This is a genomic window from Psychrobacter sp. AH5, from assembly GCF_040371085.1.
Lineage (GTDB): Bacteria > Pseudomonadota > Gammaproteobacteria > Pseudomonadales > Moraxellaceae > Psychrobacter.
The window spans coordinates 1,556,314-1,573,250 of record NZ_JAMBMT010000001.1 but is presented as its reverse complement, the minus strand read 5'-3'; the positions used below and the strand labels follow the sequence as shown (position 1 = coordinate 1,573,250).

General features: G+C 44.0%; 15 protein-coding genes and 1 pseudogene. 10 read left to right on the top strand and 6 right to left on the bottom strand.

Going from position 1 to position 16,937, the window contains the following annotated elements; genetic code table 11:
• Positions 1-92 precede the first annotated feature (92 nt).
• From cobT to M0N77_RS06595, 6 genes and pseudogenes are all read left to right on the top strand, one after another.
• The gene (cobT, locus tag M0N77_RS06620) at positions 93-1,175 is read left to right on the top strand and encodes a nicotinate-nucleotide--dimethylbenzimidazole phosphoribosyltransferase (protein ID WP_353104450.1); all 1,083 of its coding nucleotides are present in this window, start codon (positions 93-95) and stop codon (positions 1,173-1,175) included.
• A gap of 59 nt (positions 1,176-1,234) precedes the next feature.
• On the top strand, positions 1,235-2,044 hold the full coding sequence (gene cobS, locus M0N77_RS06615) for an adenosylcobinamide-GDP ribazoletransferase (protein ID WP_353104449.1): 810 nt from the start codon (positions 1,235-1,237) through the stop codon (positions 2,042-2,044).
• Positions 2,045-2,222: 178 nt separating this feature from the next.
• Positions 2,223-2,789 carry a histidine phosphatase family protein gene (locus M0N77_RS06610; protein ID WP_353104448.1) on the top strand — a complete coding sequence of 189 codons (567 nt, stop codon included), beginning with the start codon at positions 2,223-2,225 and terminating at the stop codon, positions 2,787-2,789.
• Positions 2,790-2,967: 178 nt separating this feature from the next.
• On the top strand, positions 2,968-3,486 hold the full coding sequence (locus tag M0N77_RS06605) for a DUF308 domain-containing protein (protein WP_353104447.1): 519 nt from the start codon (positions 2,968-2,970) through the stop codon (positions 3,484-3,486).
• A 136-nt stretch (positions 3,487-3,622) separates the two neighbouring features.
• A pseudogene (locus tag M0N77_RS06600) lies at positions 3,623-4,122 on the top strand (GNAT family N-acetyltransferase).
• 104 nt (positions 4,123-4,226) lie between these two features.
• The gene (locus M0N77_RS06595; RefSeq protein ID WP_353104446.1) at positions 4,227-5,087 is read left to right on the top strand and encodes a universal stress protein; all 861 of its coding nucleotides are present in this window, start codon (positions 4,227-4,229) and stop codon (positions 5,085-5,087) included.
• A gap of 74 nt (positions 5,088-5,161) precedes the next feature.
• Here the strand turns inward: M0N77_RS06595 and M0N77_RS06590 are convergent, their stop codons facing one another.
• Positions 5,162-6,160: a helix-turn-helix domain-containing protein gene (locus tag M0N77_RS06590; RefSeq protein WP_353104445.1), complete on the bottom strand. Its 999-nt coding sequence runs from the start codon at positions 6,158-6,160 to the stop codon at positions 5,162-5,164.
• Between the two features lie 175 nt (positions 6,161-6,335).
• Here M0N77_RS06590 and M0N77_RS06585 point away from each other — a divergent pair, with 175 nt between their 5' ends.
• The 3 genes from M0N77_RS06585 to M0N77_RS06575 all read left to right on the top strand — a co-directional run bounded on the left by M0N77_RS06585 (position 6,336) and on the right by M0N77_RS06575 (position 9,943).
• Positions 6,336-8,141 carry an acyl-CoA dehydrogenase gene (locus M0N77_RS06585; RefSeq protein WP_353104444.1) on the top strand — a complete coding sequence of 602 codons (1,806 nt, stop codon included), beginning with the start codon at positions 6,336-6,338 and terminating at the stop codon, positions 8,139-8,141.
• Positions 8,142-8,184: 43 nt separating this feature from the next.
• Positions 8,185-8,988, top strand: a complete 804-nt coding sequence (locus tag M0N77_RS06580; RefSeq protein WP_353104443.1) for an SDR family NAD(P)-dependent oxidoreductase — start codon at positions 8,185-8,187, stop codon at positions 8,986-8,988.
• Between the two features lie 193 nt (positions 8,989-9,181).
• A complete protein-coding gene (locus M0N77_RS06575; RefSeq protein ID WP_353104442.1) occupies positions 9,182-9,943 on the top strand; it encodes an SDR family oxidoreductase in 762 nt (253 codons plus the stop codon).
• Between the two features lie 107 nt (positions 9,944-10,050).
• Here M0N77_RS06575 and M0N77_RS06570 read toward each other — a convergent pair whose 3' ends face one another.
• Positions 10,051-11,313 (bottom strand): alkane 1-monooxygenase, encoded by a 1,263-nt coding sequence (locus tag M0N77_RS06570; protein ID WP_353104441.1) that lies wholly within the window; start codon positions 11,311-11,313, stop codon positions 10,051-10,053.
• A 220-nt stretch (positions 11,314-11,533) separates the two neighbouring features.
• Between M0N77_RS06570 and M0N77_RS06565 the strand changes: the two genes are divergently transcribed.
• Positions 11,534-12,709, top strand: a complete 1,176-nt coding sequence (locus M0N77_RS06565) for an AraC family transcriptional regulator (RefSeq protein ID WP_353104440.1) — start codon at positions 11,534-11,536, stop codon at positions 12,707-12,709.
• A 92-nt stretch (positions 12,710-12,801) separates the two neighbouring features.
• Here M0N77_RS06565 and purH read toward each other — a convergent pair whose 3' ends face one another.
• The 4 genes from purH to prmA form a co-directional block, all read right to left on the bottom strand.
• Entirely contained in the window at positions 12,802-14,382 is a 1,581-nt protein-coding gene (gene purH / locus M0N77_RS06560) for a bifunctional phosphoribosylaminoimidazolecarboxamide formyltransferase/IMP cyclohydrolase (protein ID WP_353104439.1), read from the bottom strand.
• 215 nt (positions 14,383-14,597) lie between these two features.
• Positions 14,598-14,897, bottom strand: a complete 300-nt coding sequence (gene fis / locus M0N77_RS06555) for a DNA-binding transcriptional regulator Fis (protein WP_353104438.1) — start codon at positions 14,895-14,897, stop codon at positions 14,598-14,600.
• Positions 14,898-14,945: 48 nt separating this feature from the next.
• On the bottom strand, positions 14,946-15,869 hold the full coding sequence (locus tag M0N77_RS06550; protein ID WP_353104437.1) for a DUF3426 domain-containing protein: 924 nt from the start codon (positions 15,867-15,869) through the stop codon (positions 14,946-14,948).
• An 80-nt stretch (positions 15,870-15,949) separates the two neighbouring features.
• A complete protein-coding gene (gene prmA, locus M0N77_RS06545) occupies positions 15,950-16,876 on the bottom strand; it encodes a 50S ribosomal protein L11 methyltransferase (protein ID WP_353104436.1) in 927 nt (308 codons plus the stop codon).
• Positions 16,877-16,937 lie beyond the last annotated feature (61 nt).

Genomic DNA, 16,937 nt, shown 5'->3' with positions numbered 1-16,937 from the left:
GGTTAAGTCTGTCAATCATAGCATTATCAGTAAAATAATCTGCTACCATAGTCAGCTATTTTTATTTATTGAATAACTAAGATTAACCATTGATGACACCTCCAAACATTACCGCTGTTGCCAATGAGCAACTTTATCAGCAGCTCAAGCAGATTATCGATAATAAGACAAAACCACTCGGCGCGCTTGGGCGCTTAGAGTCGCTTGGTCTGCAACTAGGTATGATCCAAGGCAGCACTCAGCCGCAGATTGAGCAGCCGCAGATAAGAGTGTTTGCCGCCGATCATGGCTTGACTAAGCATGGCACTTCAGCCTTTCCTAGTGCGGTAACCGCGCAAATGGTGCATAACTTCCTAAATGGCGGCGCGGCTATTAATGTATTAGCGCGTCAGCATGATATCGAGCTTAAGGTTGTGGACGCCGGCGTTGATGCCGATTTTGATACGCATCCGCAATTACTCAGTGGCTATAAGGTTAAAAAGGGCAGTCGGGACGCGCTAACTGAGCCTGCGATGACAGACGAGGAGTGTTTGCTGGCGCTTAATAATGGTATGAGCGTGGCCAAACAGCTAACCGGTAATTTGCTAATCGTCGGGGAGATGGGCATTGGCAATACTTCAGCGGCAAGTCTGTTGCTTGCACGTTTAGGCGATTTGCCAATAGCCGATTGTATCGGCCGTGGTACAGGGCTTGATGATGCAGGACTCAAACATAAACAGCAGATACTCAGCCAAGTGCTACAGTTTCATCGTAAGGCTAAATCGCCATTTGCAGCACTCGCGGCTTTGGGCGGGCTTGAGATTGCGATGATGGTAGGAGCGCTAATACAAGCGGCTAGTGATAGACGGATATTGTTAATCGATGGTTTTATCGCTAGCGTGTCCTTATTAGTGGCCGAGCGTCTCGCGCCAGGAGTTGTTCAATATGCAGTATTCGCTCATCATTCAGTCGAGCCGGGTCATGCGCAATTATTAAAGCTATTAAATGCTGAGCCGCTACTTGATATGCAAATGCGCTTAGGCGAGGGTAGCGGCGCGGCGTTAGCTTATCCGCTATTACAATCAGCCTGCGCGATTATCAATGAGATGGCAAGTTTTAGTGATGCCGGCATTAGCGAGAAAAATAGTAGTGAAAAAAACAGTAGTGCGAACAACAATAGCGAGAAAAACCAATAATGTCACCGCTACCCAAGCTATTTAAACCGCGTAGACCAAAAGCTAATTTAGATAACAAAATGAGTGCTTGGAGACGCTTTAAGCACGAATGGACGCTTTTATTAGTCGCCATGCAGTTTTTAACGCGCTTGCCTGTACCTGCATTTACTCATTATGAGCCTGATTGGCTGCATCAAAGTAGTCGTCATTTTCCTGCCGTCGGTTTAATGGTTGGGCTACTATGTGCAGGCGTGTTTTGGCTAACCAGTATAGGGTTTAATCCATTAGTTGGCGCAGTGATTAGTACGGTTTTTGGTATTCGGCTGACAGGTGCTTTTCATGAAGATGGCCTTGCCGATACTTGTGATGGGCTTGGCGGTGGTCTGACTCGCAAGCGTACCTTGGAGATTATGAAAGACTCGCGCTTAGGTACTTATGGGGTTTTGGGTTTGGTCTCCGCGCTACTAATCAAAATCACCTTGCTAGCGACTATGCCGATACCTGTCACCGTGGTCGCTTTGATTATCGCTCATAGCGCCTCACGCTTGCTTTGTATCAGCCTAATAGCACTATTGCCTTATGGCGGCGATACCCGTCACGCCAAAGCCAAACCGATGGCGCAGCAGTTAACCCCGATACAAGCGCTATTTGCTAGTAGTTGGGTAGTGATTGGGCTGGTTTTAATTGGACTAATCTTTCCTGACGCTATTAAGCAAATTAGTATTTGGCAAGGGCTGCTCGCATTAGCGCTAGCACTGATAGCGACCGACTATATGCGCCGATTATTGCGTCGTCGTTTGCAGGGTTATACTGGTGATGGACTTGGCGCGACTCAGCAGTTAAGCGAAGTGGCTATTTATGCAGGATTGGCCGCCACTCTACCTTTTTGATATAGTCGATACACTTTAAAAATGACATAGCGCTGCTGGGATGAATTTTGTGCAGGCTCGAATGCAAGCAGCACGCCAGCAAAATTTATACCAGTAGCGCGCTTAAATCTATAACAGTTTTACTTTCAACTGGCTATAAATAGGTTTTTTAAAGTGATATTTATGAGGATTATTCTTAATGAAACTCTATATCTGGCGTCATCCTAAACCAGTTGCAGCAAAGGGCATTTGTCTGGGGCAAACAGATATGACAGTTGATCGGCGCAAGCTGAAACGTTTGGCCAATCAGATCGAGCGCTTTGCTTGTGTGCATAAATTGCCTAAAGTGATTTGGGTTAGTCCGCTACAGCGCTCATTAAAAGTCGGTGAGATATTGGCGCAGCGAGGTTTTCAATTAAATATGGCTGGTGAGTTATCTGAGCTTAATTTTGGTGCGTGGGATGGGCAGGCTTGGCAGCACATTACTAAGCAAGAGATTGACGAGTGGTGCGATCATTTTACCGATTTTAATTTTGAAACGGGTGAGAGTCTAACGCAGTTATTTACTCGAGTAGAGCACTGGCTAAAGACGCGAGCACATGATGATGAGCCTATCTTAGCGGTTGGACATGGAGGCTGGATTAACGCCGCCAAAATGCTAGTCAATCATCAGCCTATACCGCAGCTGGCTAGCGATTGGCACTCTGCTGCGGCTTATGGTGAGCTTAGCACTTTAGAGCTTATGACTATAACTGCTAATAAATAACTAGAATTTTTTAATTGTTAACTGATGTTTGCCCGCAGTTAGCAGAGTTATCAGCCTAATTCAATGACGAAACTTTACTATTAACAGGATGGAACAAAGCCATTACCACTAGCTGACAACAAAAATTATCGTTAAGGGTATAATTTATCGATTATTAAATGGTAACTAAGGTTGTCTTATGAGTCGGACTTTATGGCTAGTGATTGGTGTTATTAGTATTCTTGGGGGGATATTTGCTTTATTCAATCCGCTTAGTGCAAGTTTTGCCGCTGAGCAGTTGGCAGGCTTTATCTTTTTATTTGTTGGTATATTACAATTTATAGCGCTGTTTCGTGCGCCTAGTACCAGTGGTAAAGTTCTAGCTGCTCTAGGTGGGGTATTGGGCGTGTTTATTGGTATTGAGCTATTACAAAACCCTATGCAAGGCATCTTAACTTTGACCATGGCGATCGCTATTTTATTTATGGCGACAGGTCTAGTTAGAATGGTGGTAGCTTTTGGCCTCAAAGGTAGTCCTGCTTTTGTACCGGTATTATTATCAGGCCTAATCTCTATAGCCTTAGCGATTCTTATTTTTAGTGGCTATCCGCAATCCTCAATCTATACCCTTGGCGTATTACTAGCGATTGAGCTAATCTCTAACGGTGTTTCTTTGATTATGTATTCGCGGGTACAGCTCTTATTAGAGCGCCATTGATAATTATTGATATTCACTCGCTTATTAATGAGTTATAAAACCTATTTGAATTATGATAAAACTTACAGCTAAGCTTGAGACCGAACGACTCATATTAAGACAATGGCAGCCAAAAGATTTTGCAATATTTGCGCAAATGAATGCTGATAGCGATGTCATGCAATATTTCCCTAAAGTGCTGTCAACAGAGACTAGTAACATCATTGCTAATAAGTGCCAGCAGTTGCTAAAAGATAACGGTTGGGGCTTTTGGGCAGTCAGTCTAAAAGGCGACTCTACAAAGAATGATAAATTTATTGGCATGGTTGGTCTAAATAAAGTACATAAGGATATGCCATTTGCCCCTAATGTTGAGATTGGCTGCGCTTGCATGAAGAGTATTGGCGCAAGGGCTACGCGTTAGAAGCAGCAAAAGAATCGTTAAAATTTGCCTTTGAAGTATTAGATCTAGATGAAGTGGTGGCTTTTACCGCGGTGATTAATAAGCCTTCACAAAGGTTGATGCAGCGTCTAGGCATGAGCAATAGTTATCAAGACTTTTATCATCCTATGCTAGACTCTAATCATCCATTAGCAAAACATGTATTATATAAAATAAGCCAAAAAGATTGGCAACAGTCTATGATCAAGGGATAACTGGTTGGTTTAAAGTTTTTGAAATCATTAATATCTGCTAATAAGCTGTTATAAATGGTAACTATGTTATTAGCATTAATTTAGACGATTATTGGAGGATTGTCATGGCGGCTCAACAACACATTTTAGCTTGTATCGACGGCTCAGCAGTCACTGAGTCTATCTGTGGCTACGCGGCATGGTATGCTGATCGACTTAGTTTGCCCGTCGGATTATTGAACATTATCGAAGTGCCAGCTTCGGTAAGGCGCGACTTATCAGGCTCTATTGGCATAGACAGTCGGCAAATCCTATTGCAAGAATTGTCAGAGATAGACGAGCGCCGAGCTAAGATCGCCAATAACTATAGCGCCGCTTTGGTGAAAGATGCCAAAAGCTATATTAATAAAAACTTCACTGTACCTGTTAATATCTATCAGCGCCATAGTAAATTATTGCCCGCCATTGAGCATTTTAGCGATATGAATCGCGCTATCGTGATGGGACGCCGCGGCGAAGATCATAAAAATAGCCGGATCAATATCGGTAGCCAAATCGAAACCGTTGCTCGCGCCTCAAGTGTGCCTATCTTAATTTGCTCAGAGCCATTTAAAGAGCCAAGCTCCTATATGATTGCTTTTGATGCTAGCAAAACGGCGATTAAAGTCATCAAACGTATTGCCAAAAGTGAAGTATTAAAAAAGCTGCAAGGTCATTTGGTGATGATAGGTAATCATGACGCCACCTCAAAAAACAGCTTATCAGCGGCGGCAGCTGAACTGCTTAACGCAGGTTATAACATTGACTGTCATCATCTACCGCAAGGCGATGCCGTCAATGGCTTATTGACTTTTCAATTAGAAAATAACATCGATATCATGGTGATTGGTGCTTATGGTCATTCTAAATGGCAGCAACTATTTTTGGGTAGTACCACGACTGAGATTTTGGCGAGTACCGTCTCTCCGGTTATTTTGGTGCGTTAGTATTAACTAAGGTTAAGGATTTTTGAGGCTTAGGCTGGGTTTTTGACTCAGCATCTTGCTACGCAACTTTACTGTTAAATCGCCAAGCGTGAAAATTTATCGCGATATTCTTTGGGGGTTAGCTCTGTCGCTCGTTTAAACAGCCGAGTGAATGATGAGATGTCGCTATAGCCGACTTGGTAGGCGAGCGATTTTATCGTGACCTCGCCTGATTCTAGTAGCCTTTTGGCCTGCTCAATTCTTACTGCTTGGATATACTCAATCGGCCGCATCGCCACGCAAGCTTGAAAGCGCCTGTTCAAGGTGCGCGGCGTCACGTTAATCATCGCTGCAAGCTCGCTAACTTGTAGCGGCTGCTCAAAGTTGTTTTCGATAAATTCCTGTACTTGCTTTATGAGCGTATCGCTATGCGGCTTATGCAAAGTCACATTGATATAGCTATTTTGACTGCCTCTTTTACTATCAATAATCTGCGTCTTTGCCACTTGGGTAGAAACTTCGCGTCCACAATAGCGCTCAATCAGTAGTAGCGCTAAATCATAAAAAGCGCTGCCTCCTGCCGCACAAAATATATTACCTGACTGGGTGACAAACTGATTTTCTTGCAAATTAACTTGTGGGTAGTCCGCTTTAAACTTATCAGCATAGCCCCAATGCGTCGTTGCTATTTTGCCGTCGAGTAACCCTGCTGCCGCTAGTAGAAAAGCACCGCTACAATTACTAGCGATATCGGCCTGCGTTGCCGCTAAGCGTTGCAAGTGAGGTAACAGTGGTGCATTTTGTCTCAGTACTTTATCTATCGAATCGCCAATGGTGGGAATGAGTAATAAATCACAACTTGCTACCTTACTGATATCGCAATGCGCTTGAATGATAAGTCGATTACTGGCTCTAATGTCGACGCCGCCTAAGCTTGCAATTTGTACTCTAAATCTCGGCTGTACTTCCAAATCCAAAAATCGCTGCCAGCTTACCCCAGTAAAAGAAAACAAATCAAGCGCTCCTGAGAGCACGCTACCAAGCACGCCGTCAAATCCGAGAATGATGACTTCATAAGGCTTTGCTTGTGGCATGAGATGTATCCTTAATGCTTTAAATTAAAAATTAAATGTCTTCTTTCACCTTAATTATGTCATAAATGACAATACGGTATAGCGCTAAATTAGCTTACTATTAATCAATAACTGAGTTTATTAAACTCTACTTAAATTTATGAGCTTCAATAAGCTCGAATAATAAGGGATTATTATGGCTGCCGATACTTTGATTAATGACTTCGAATTACCTTTTCAGTTGTACGATGTTTTAGATAGCGAAGCGTTGACTGAGCATAATAAATTTGCTGAGCATAGCCGCGACACTTTTGATGCGGTATTAGATACCGCCAAAAAGATAGCGACCGATTTGTTTTTACCGCATAACCATTTGGCTGATAAAGATGAGCCAAAGTTTGATGGCAAAACCGTTAGCATGATTGATGACGTTAAGGTCGCTTTTGACGCTTTTCGTGAGTCAGGATTTATTGCTGGTCGTTATAGCTTTGCAGATGGCGGCATGCAATTACCAGAAACGGTGATGACCGCAGTGGCGGGTTATTTTATGGCGGCAAATCCTTCTACCACCGCTTATCCTTTTTTGACCTCAGCGGCTATTAACGTCATCGCGCATTTTGCTAGCGATGAAGTCAAAGAGGCTTTTATGCCGGGAATGCTAACGGGCGAATTTACCGGAACGATGGCTTTGACTGAACCACATGCCGGCTCGTCATTAGCAGATATCAAAACCACGGCAACTCTTCAAGAAGATGGCTCTTATCGTATCAAGGGTAGCAAAATCTACATCTCTGGTGGCGACCATGAGCTATCCGATAATATCGTGCATTTAGTATTAGCAAAAATACCCGGTGGGCCCGGCGGCGTCAAAGGCATCTCCTTATTTGTGGTGCCAAAATATCGCCTCAAGGAGGACGGCTCAATCGGCGAGCGTAACGACGTGCATTTGACAGGGTTGCTACATAAGCTAGGTTATCGTGGTACCACTTCTACCGCTTTAAGCTTTGGTGATAAAGGCGAGTGCTATGGCTACTTAGTGGGCGAACCGCATTTTGGTCTGCGCTATATGTTTAAGATGATGAACGAGGCGCGTATCGGCGTTGGCTTTGGCGCGGCGATGATTGGTTATCGCGGTTATCAATACTCGCTTGATTATGCCAAAGATAGAACCCAAGGCCGTATTGCCCCGAATAATAAGCCTGAGCATGAGGCGACTGCTATCATTAATCATGGTGATGTTAAGCGGATGCTGTTGGCACAAAAAGCTTATTCTGAGGGCGGTATGGCTCTGTGTCTATACGGCTCAAACCTCATTGACCGCATCAATACCAGCGACAATGAAACCGTCAAAAATGAGCTATCAGAATTGCTCGATTTGTTAACACCAGTCATCAAAGCATGGCCTTCTGAATATGGGCCTAAAGCCAATGACTTAGGCATTCAAGTGTTAGGCGGCGCAGGCTACACGCGTGAATATCATGCTGAGCAGTTTTGGCGTGATAATCGTCTCAATCCCATTCATGAAGGCACAAACGGCGTACAAGCACTAGATTTGTCATTTCGTAAGCTATGGCAAAAGGGTGGTCTTGGCATTCAAATTCTTAAGCGTGAAATCACCCAAGATTTGCAAAGTATTACTACGCCTGAGACCGCAAAACTTGCCGGAAAATTGATGCCTTATACGGAGCATTTGCATGAAGTATTAGTGCATTTGAGTAAAATTTTACCGACTGAAAAAGCCATTACTTTGACCGGTAACGCGCAAGCTTTAATGAATATTTTTGCTTCCATCGTGGTGAGCTGGATTTGGATTCGCCAAGCTAGCATTGCCGAGCAACTGCTCGCTAATGAAGAAGATAGCGATAAGCAAAACTTCTATCATGGCAAAATTCAAGCGGCGAAATATTTTATCGATTGGGAGTTGCCCACTATTCAGCGCGACATTCAATTATTAACTAATGACAACTCCGTCTGCACCGATATGCAAGCGGAGTGGTTCTAATAATCAGTAGTAAACTATAATCAAAACTTTAAAGGGATAAATCATGACTGCAAACGGAATTGAAGCAACCACTCTCAGCAACTTACCTGCCTCAAACGTCGAGGGTAAACGTATTCTAATCACTGGCGGCGCTTCAGGTATTGGCGCAGCTAGTGCGAAGCTATTAGCCAGTCGCGGCGCAAAAGTGGTTATCGGTGATCTGAACGAGACGCTAGGCGATAGCGTCTATAAAGAGGCGTTAGCGGCAAATCAAAGTATTACTTTTAGACGAGTCGATGTCACTGACGGCGATGATGTCCGCGCGCTATTTGAGTTTGCTATGAGCGAGCTTGGCGGTCTTGATGTCGTCATCAATAACGCTGGTATCGACCATGCGCCAAAACCCATGCATGAGCTGAGCGATGATGAGTTTGATCGTAATATCGCGGTAAACTTAAAAGGCGTTTGGCATTGTATGCGCGCCGCAGTAGCTTGTATGGCTCCGAACGGCGGTGGTCATGTGATAAATGTGGCTTCTATTGCTGGCTTGCGTTCAGCGCCGCTACTGTCCGCTTATAGTGCCGCTAAGCATGGGGTTATGGGCTTAACCAAGTCGGCAGCTCACGAGTATGCACGGGTCAATATTCGCTTTAATGCGGTTTGTCCAAGCTTTATCGATACGCCAATGGTACAAAACACTATGGCGAAAATGGATGAGCGCGCACAACAAGCGACTATCAAAGCCAGTCCGTTACGCCGCCTAGGTAAAGTAGAAGAGGTGTCAGGCGCTATCGCTTGGCTGGCTAGCGATGAGAGTAGCTTTATGAATGGTCATTCCTTTACTTTAGATGGCGGTATGTTGGCTTAATAATTTACAGTGATATAGTCGACTCACTTTAAAACAGATACAGGGCAGCTGGGATGAATTTTATGCAGCCTCTGTCAGCGTAGACACAGCACGCAAGGAAAATTTATACCAGCTGCACGTTAATATTAGCGTATCGACTTTATTTTGAACTGACTATAGTTAATTCTAAAATTTTTAAATAGAAGGAATAACAATGAAAGATTTATTTGATTTAACCGGTAAGATTGCTTTAGTCACAGGCGCAAGCCGTGGTATTGGTGAGTCTATTGCTCGTCTTCTTGCTTCACGCGGCGCGCATGTCATCGTCTCTAGTCGCAAGATTGACGCTTGCCAAGCGGTTGCTGATAGCATAGTCGCTAACGGCGATAAAGCGAGCGCCTATGCCTGTCACGTGGGCGAGATGGATCAGATCGAAGCCATATTTGCGCATATCAAAAGCGAGTTTGGTCAAATCGATATCTTAGTTAATAATGCCGCGGCTAACCCTTATTATGGTCATATTTTGGACACCGATCTTGGCGCTTTTGAGAAGACGGTCGATGTTAATATTCGCGGTTACTTCTTTATGTCGATCGCGGCGGGCAAGATGATGAAAGAGCAGGGCGGCGGCGTTATTCTGAATACCGCTTCGGTCAATGGTATCGTCGCAGGCGACAAGCAAGGTATTTACTCGATTACCAAAGCGGCGGTGATTAGCATGACGAAATCCTTTGCCAAAGAATGTGGCCCGCTAAATATTCGCGTCAATGCTTTATTGCCAGGTCTGACCGATACTAAGTTTGCCTCAGCATTGACCACTAATGATAAAGTACTAAAAATGGCGCTGCATGCGATTCCATTAGGGCGCGTCGCTGATCCTGATGAGATGGCAGGTACGGTCTTGTACTTAGTATCTGATGCTTCAAGCTATACTACGGGCGCTTGTGTGCTAGTAGATGGCGGCATGCTCGCTTGATTTGATAGCTTTATAGTTTAGTCGTTTTGAGCAAATAAAGCTTTAAAAAGGACAGAATAATAAATAGTCTGTCCTTTTTTATGGATAAATTTAATCTCAATGATATTTTACTTATCATCCCAACGCTTAGATCTCAAACGTCCAAACAAGTCTAACCCTTTTTCTATGCTATCTGTTATACGCTGCATCATTGGACTCAAAGGCTTAGGGTGCATATTGACTTTACTCATGTCATTATCATAGTGCGCCTTAACGCGCTTATTCATAATAGCAAACCACAAGGGTGGAATATAAGCGGGCAGGATCATAGACGCATAGCCAATAGGCAACTGCGGTGCTTCATCGAAATGTCGCAATAGCTGATAAGCGCGACTCGGATGCGCATGGTGATCAGAGTGACGTTGCAACTGGTACAAGAATAAATTAGTGACGGTATGATTGCTATTCCAGCTATGCTCAGGTTGGGTACGCTCAAAGCGACCTTTTTCGTCCTGCTGTCTAAGTAAGCCATAATGCTCTAAATAATTGACCACTTCCAATAAACTAAGTCCATATATGGCTTGCAAGCCTATAAATGGAAGAATTCTTTTTCCAAACACTTTGTAAAGAAGGGCATAAAGCGCTACAGATAACGCCCATCCTTGTAATAATTCATTGTCTGGATGCCAAAAGCTTTTTTCTCGGCGCGCGAGACGTTCGCTCTCAATATTTATCGATGAGCGCAATCCGCCTATTACGGTACGGGGCAAAAACTGCCAAAAACTCTCATTATACTGACTACTTGCAGGATCTTTTGGGGTAGCAACCCAGCGATGATGACCAAAGTTGTGCTCTATGGCAAAATGTCCGTAGGCCGCTGGTGCTAAGCTTAAACGCGCTAAATTACGATTGAGACGATCAGTCTTATGTCCCAGTTCATGGGCGGTATTAATAGCGACACCGCTTACTATACCTGCCGTCAACGCCACTCCTAATCGATTGTACCAAGGCAGATCTCGTTCGATATATTGACGAGCCAACAATATAAGGGCAGTATATTGCAGCGGTATAAAAGCATGGGCTATCCATCGATAATAAGGATCTTGTTCCAGCGCTTTCATAGCATTATCAGGAGGATTGCTATCATCTCTGCCCACGATGACATCTGCAAGCGGTATGATGGCATGGATGAGTAAAGTGCCTGCCCACGCCATGGCTGTGTTTTTGAGGTCAAACCCTTTTTGATCCCTTAATCCTATTGCAAACAAGCAGCCTAAAAATGGTAAAGCTGGGCTACAGAGCCAAAAGCGCCGTTTTGGATCTTGCCAAGCTGACTGATTGACAGCATTTTGAATAATGGCATTTTGCTGACTATTTAAAGTTTTAGTCATCATACTATCCTTGTATCAAAACTATAGGAATCTCAAACTCTACTGAAAATTATTAAATAGGGTGACGCTTATAATGCATTATGAGCTTTAGAAGGGGTCAAAACGTCGCTTAAATACACTGATATCTCACTTTGCGTCCAAAACGCTTTATCAGTGTCCATTTATCATTAAGTTTTCGTTATGTTAATCTTACTTTAGTAATTTAAGCGTAGGCTAAGTCATGGATATTTTGAGTCGTTTGTTCGATGAGATGCACTTACAACAAGTACAATATATTAGCGTGCAGGCAGGGGGTGAATGGCGACTTGAACAGCACAAGCGCGATTATCTGACATTTATCGTCGTGATGAGCGGTGAGATAGTTTTGTATTATGCCAATCAGTATCAATCTATAACCGCTAACAATATGATTATGCTAACTTCGAAACAAGGCTACCGCATTCAGTCCAGTCCTGATATATCTAAAGCGGTTACTAGTACTGACATGCCAGCTCATAAACAAGGCCAGATCAATTTAGTGATCAATGGTTCTAGCCGTAAAAACGATACTCTTATCGAAACCCACACTGATACTAATATTGAGAACAAAGAGAGCGAACAAATAAAGAGCACTCAAATAAAGAGCACTATGCTAGCTAGGTTTATCGTCGTGCGTAGCCAGTTTGATAGGGATATGGCAAGACCACTATTGTCCTCATTACCAGATAGCTTACCGCAGCCCACTCAACAGCACTCCGCCTATAACGAAGTCGTTAAAATTGGCTTACAGTTTTTTCAATTAGAAGTAGGGCTACAACGACCAGGCAAGAGCACTATGCTAGAGCGGCTGGCTAGTATGCTTATGATCGAATGCATAAGAGAGTATGTCGAGCAACTAGAGACAGTCTCGAGCAGCAAGCAGTACGTCACTGCTGTCACTCATCCTACCAAGCAAAAAGCTGAGCTATGGGCGGACGCTCCTTGGCAGCTAACCCCGAAAACAGCGGTAGAAAGTTTAGCGGATGATAGGTCGTCTAGCGCTACAAAAGAGCATAATAACGCTCATTGGCTCGCCGCTCTCAAAGACCCTTATCTATCAAAGACTTTATACTTGATGCACAGTTATCCACAAGAAGCTTGGACGTTGCAAGAGTTGGCTAAAGAGTCTGGGCTATCGCGCTCAAGCCTGAGCGCGCGCTTTAGGCAGCTGATTGGCATTACTCCACAAGCTTATCTTAGTCACTATCGCTTGCGACTTGCCGCTAGGTTTTTGCGGCAAGAGCAATACTCTATCGGCAAGATAAGCGAGCTTGTCGGTTACGCCTCTGATCATTCTTTTAGTGGCGCTTTTAAAAGGCGCTATGGTCAGTCGCCAAGTCACTACCGTAAAGCTTTTATTCAAAAGTCAGTCAAATAGAAAACCATAAAAAACCGCTTAGTATTATAAAATGCTAAGCGGCTAGTTTATCAATAGATTAACAAACGATCTATTCTAAAACCCTATCACTATTAATGACGGAAATGACGCATACCGGTGAACACCATAGCTATGCCATGCTCATTGGCAGCAGCGATAGTCTCATCATCGCGCATAGAGCCGCCCGGCTGAATGATAGCAGCAATACCTACCTCAGCGGCATTGTCGATACCATCACGGAACGGGAAGAAGGCATCTGATGCCATCACTGCGCCTTCGGTTGCAAGGCCGGCGTGCTCCGCTTTAATCGCGGCAATGCGTGCAGAGTTGACCCGGCTCATTTGGCCTGCGCCCACGCCAATAGTACGCTTATTTTTGCCATAAACGATAGCGTTTGATTTGACGTACTTAGCTACTGTCCAAGTAAATAACAGATCAGCAATTTGCGCCTCGGTTGGCTGCACGTCAGTGACGATTTGCAGCTCATTAGCGCCGATTATCGCCAAATCTTGCTCTTGGACTAGTAGGCCGCCATTGACGCGTTTGTAGTCAAACTTAGCCTTGTGCTCTGTCAATGCTGGCAGCTCACCGCATACTAAGACACGAACGTTTTTCTTGGCGCCAGTTACGGCTAACACGCCCTCTTCAATACTTGGGGCAATGATGACTTCTACGAATTGATTATCAATAATATCTTTTGCAGCGGCTACAGTGAGCTGCGTATTAAAAGCAATAATACCGCCAAAAGAGGACTCAGGATCGGTGCTAAAAGCGGTACGATAAGCGGCTACTTGGTCGGAGTCGATAGCCACGCCGCAAGGGTTAGCATGCTTGACGATGACACAAGCTGGCGCACTAAAGGCTTTTACGCACTCAAGAGCGGCGTCAGTATCAGCGATATTATTATAAGACAAAGCTTTACCTTGTAGCTGCTTTGCGGTGGCAATCGAAGCATCTGCGCCACTTGAAGCGCTGTTTTCGACATAAAAAGCCGCTTGCTGATGCGGATTTTCACCGTAGCGCAAATCCTCTACTTTATCAAATTGTAGATTTAGCGTACGCGAAAAAGCTTCTGGCTGCTGAGTCTCATTAACGCGGCTACCTAAAAAATTAGCAATCATGCCATCGTATTGAGCAGTATGCTCAAAGGCTTTTACCGCCAAATCGTAACGCAAAGCTGGCGTAAGCGTCGTGCCTTTACCCAATGCGCTAAGTACGCGATCATAGTCAGCAGGACTTGTGACGATGCCCACGTGAGCATGGTTCTTAGCCGCGGCGCGAACCATGGTAGGGCCACCAATATCGATATTTTCGATAGCCTCAGTCATAGTAACGTCAGCGCGCGCGATAGTTTCAGCGAACGGATATAGATTGACCACCACCATATCGATACGCTCAATAGCATGCTCGCTCATAATCTTATCATCGATACCGCGGCGACCTAAGATACCGCCGTGGATCTTAGGGTGTAGAGTTTTGACGCGGCCATCCATCATCTCAGCAAAACCGGTGTAGTCTGAGACTTCGGTGACTTCGATATTATTATCTTTTAGCAGGCGGTAAGTACCACCGGTAGATAGCAGGCCAAAACCTGATTGGATAAGACCTTGCGCGAATGCTACGATACCGGCTTTGTCAGATACTGAAAGAAGAGCTAATGGTTTGCTAGTCATAAAATCATTCCATAAAAAAAGCCTGAAAGTGAAAAGTATTCGACAGTAAATTAACACTATGACTGTTTGATACATGACACTTTAGGCAAGGTAGTATAGGCAATGTGCGCTAAGGAGTAGCCCGTTTGTTCATTGCCATGTTTAATTAAGGGTGGTCAGCTTTTGTCTTTTTTACGTGATTACATCAGTGGCTTTAATTCATTCAAAGCAGTTATTTACATCAAATCGTAGCATTTTAGCTTTTTTCGTAAAGTACCACGGTTCAATCCTAGCACTTGCGCGCATTTTGTTTGATTACCGCGCGTCTTTTCAAGGACAACCTTTAGTAAAGGCAGCTCAACTTCTTTTAAGATAAGCTCATACAGATCGGTTGGTAATTCATCGCCTAATGCCGAAAAATACTCACGAACCATACGCTCGACATGGTAGCGTAGAGGCTCTGAGCCCTCAGCAGGTTTAGTATAATGAACGCTTTGGGCAAAACGGTTGGCTGGAGATTGCGCATAGGGTGCCATAAGGTAATGTCCTTCATGATGTTCAGTCAATAACTTTAGTAAATCACTTTAATAAATAGCTTTTATAGTCACTTGGCTAATTTGTTTAGCGCTGATGGGAATAGTGAATATAAAAGGTTTACCGTAACCTGCTGCTAACTGCTCTTGACGACCTATCAAATAATCCTCTGGTAGGGCGATGAATTCACCAAGTAGAGAGTCATGGTCATAAATACTAACTTTAAGGCTAGGAAGCAGTTGCGTTTTGGTGCTTTGATTCTCTAAAGTCGCTTTTATATCGGTAAAGGTGTTAGCGTTTTCAATCTTGCTAGCGCTAAAGTCAATATCGGTAATGATAAAAGCCTCTAGATCAGCAGAAGGCAAGCTACAGGCCGCTATAGCACAGACGGTCTCTAAGCGAGCGGCGTGATCTGGGTTTTTGAGCAAAGTGTTTAGATTAAAAACAACATACTGCGCAAATAGCGCTAGCACTAAGACTAAACAACCTATTAGCCATAATAGCGTAGCTAATGAACGCCGCTTTTTATCCTCTCCCCACGAGAGCTGTTTTTTATCATCTGCTAGTATTTTGTCTGGTACATAAAGCGGTTTTGAGAAAATACTTGCAGCCTCACTTTTTATCGAAGACGGTGAAGCGTCCCATACAGCGCTAGTTAATGATTCATCCAAGGGCTGATTAAGCTTTTTTTCTGTCGCGCTCGTTGAATAATGAGGTTGACCTTCGTTATTTAAATTTAAAATCAGCTCTTCTAACCAAGAATTATCACTATCGTGTTCAGATTCTGAGTCGGTAGAGCTAACACAGGTAGCTTTATCAGCCGAGGCTATCAAATGCTCGTTAATAATAAAATCGTGCTGACAATGACCACAGCGCATTGGAGTATTGGGATGATGCAATAGCGACGTTAACTCTAGCGGCAAATCAAAATATGAATAGCAATTGGGGCACTGGGTTTTGATTTGCGTCGTCATGTTATCCATTCCAAAAGCTGCATAAACTAGCCCTAACTATGGACTGCAGTGGATATCGTAACAGATGTAATTAGATGTTGCTAGTCTGTAAACGTTCCTGATAAACGTTGCCAGTGATGATCCTCTTGTGCCGTAAAAGCATGCTTAGGATCAAGAGTAAAGTAAGGCTGATATGCCTCAGTCACAGCTTCGGTTTGCGACTCAATAAGTCCTGCTAACACGATTCTGCCTTTAGGAGCGATAAGGGTAGCAAAATAAGGCGCTAAGCCAATGAGCGGCTTTGCCAATATGTTAGCGACTATGATATCTACTGGTATCACCTTATTATTGGCACAATAGTCGTTGAACTCTTCAGGTAAAAAAGCCAGCAGGCGATCATCGACATGATTACGCTCAGCGTTTTGATTAGTTGCTAATACCGCTTGTGGATCAATATCTACCGCATAGACTTGGCGCGCCCCTAATAATAAGGCGGCAATACCCAAAATACCAGAACCGCAGCCATAATCGATGACCACTTTATCTTGCAAACTCTCTGTAGTTAGCCAGTCTAAACAAAGGCGAGTGGTGGCGTGGTAGCCGGTGCCAAAAGCTAAGCCTGGATCCATAATAATATTGGTGGCCTCAGGAGCCGGCGGGGTCAACCATTCAGGCACAATCCATAGGTTGTTAGCGCACTCTATAGGCTGGTAATGGGTCATCCATTCGCGCTCCCAGTCCTTATCTTCGATAGCGCTCAGCCAAATACGACTGGCTTGTACTTGCGCGGCAATCTCATGGCTTAATTGCTCAACCGCTTGCCGACTACCATTTTCAGAGCTTGCATCAAAGATACCAGTCAATATTACTTCATCCCATAACGGCGATTCACCTGGCAGCGGCTCAAACAGTGGCTGATCACCGGCATCGTCTAGCATGATGGATAAAGCGCCCGCTTCTAATAATAATGCCTCAGCAAGATCGACGTTGGTTTTTTCGCACTGTAAATGCAGTTGTTGCCATGCCATAAAAATAACCTTAATAAGTAAAAATAAGCTAAATTTTGAATTAGAACGAGTCAGTTATAGA

What these genes read in the sequence shown, in the direction of transcription:
- cobT (WP_353104450.1), top strand. Translation starts at nt 93, where the DNA reads ATGACACCTCCAAACATTACCGCTGTTGCCAATGAGCAACTTTATCAG.
- cobS (WP_353104449.1), top strand. Translation starts at nt 1,235, where the DNA reads ATGAGTGCTTGGAGACGCTTTAAGCACGAATGGACGCTTTTATTAGTC.
- M0N77_RS06610 (WP_353104448.1), top strand. Translation starts at nt 2,223, where the DNA reads ATGAAACTCTATATCTGGCGTCATCCTAAACCAGTTGCAGCAAAGGGC.
- M0N77_RS06605 (WP_353104447.1), top strand. Translation starts at nt 2,968, where the DNA reads ATGAGTCGGACTTTATGGCTAGTGATTGGTGTTATTAGTATTCTTGGG.
- M0N77_RS06595 (WP_353104446.1), top strand. Translation starts at nt 4,227, where the DNA reads ATGGCGGCTCAACAACACATTTTAGCTTGTATCGACGGCTCAGCAGTC.
- M0N77_RS06590 (WP_353104445.1), bottom strand. Translation starts at nt 6,160, where the DNA reads ATGCCACAAGCAAAGCCTTATGAAGTCATCATTCTCGGATTTGACGGC.
- M0N77_RS06585 (WP_353104444.1), top strand. Translation starts at nt 6,336, where the DNA reads ATGGCTGCCGATACTTTGATTAATGACTTCGAATTACCTTTTCAGTTG.
- M0N77_RS06580 (WP_353104443.1), top strand. Translation starts at nt 8,185, where the DNA reads ATGACTGCAAACGGAATTGAAGCAACCACTCTCAGCAACTTACCTGCC.
- M0N77_RS06575 (WP_353104442.1), top strand. Translation starts at nt 9,182, where the DNA reads ATGAAAGATTTATTTGATTTAACCGGTAAGATTGCTTTAGTCACAGGC.
- M0N77_RS06570 (WP_353104441.1), bottom strand. Translation starts at nt 11,313, where the DNA reads ATGACTAAAACTTTAAATAGTCAGCAAAATGCCATTATTCAAAATGCT.
- M0N77_RS06565 (WP_353104440.1), top strand. Translation starts at nt 11,534, where the DNA reads ATGGATATTTTGAGTCGTTTGTTCGATGAGATGCACTTACAACAAGTA.
- purH (WP_353104439.1), bottom strand. Translation starts at nt 14,382, where the DNA reads ATGACTAGCAAACCATTAGCTCTTCTTTCAGTATCTGACAAAGCCGGT.
- fis (WP_353104438.1), bottom strand. Translation starts at nt 14,897, where the DNA reads ATGGCACCCTATGCGCAATCTCCAGCCAACCGTTTTGCCCAAAGCGTT.
- M0N77_RS06550 (WP_353104437.1), bottom strand. Translation starts at nt 15,869, where the DNA reads ATGACGACGCAAATCAAAACCCAGTGCCCCAATTGCTATTCATATTTT.
- prmA (WP_353104436.1), bottom strand. Translation starts at nt 16,876, where the DNA reads ATGGCATGGCAACAACTGCATTTACAGTGCGAAAAAACCAACGTCGAT.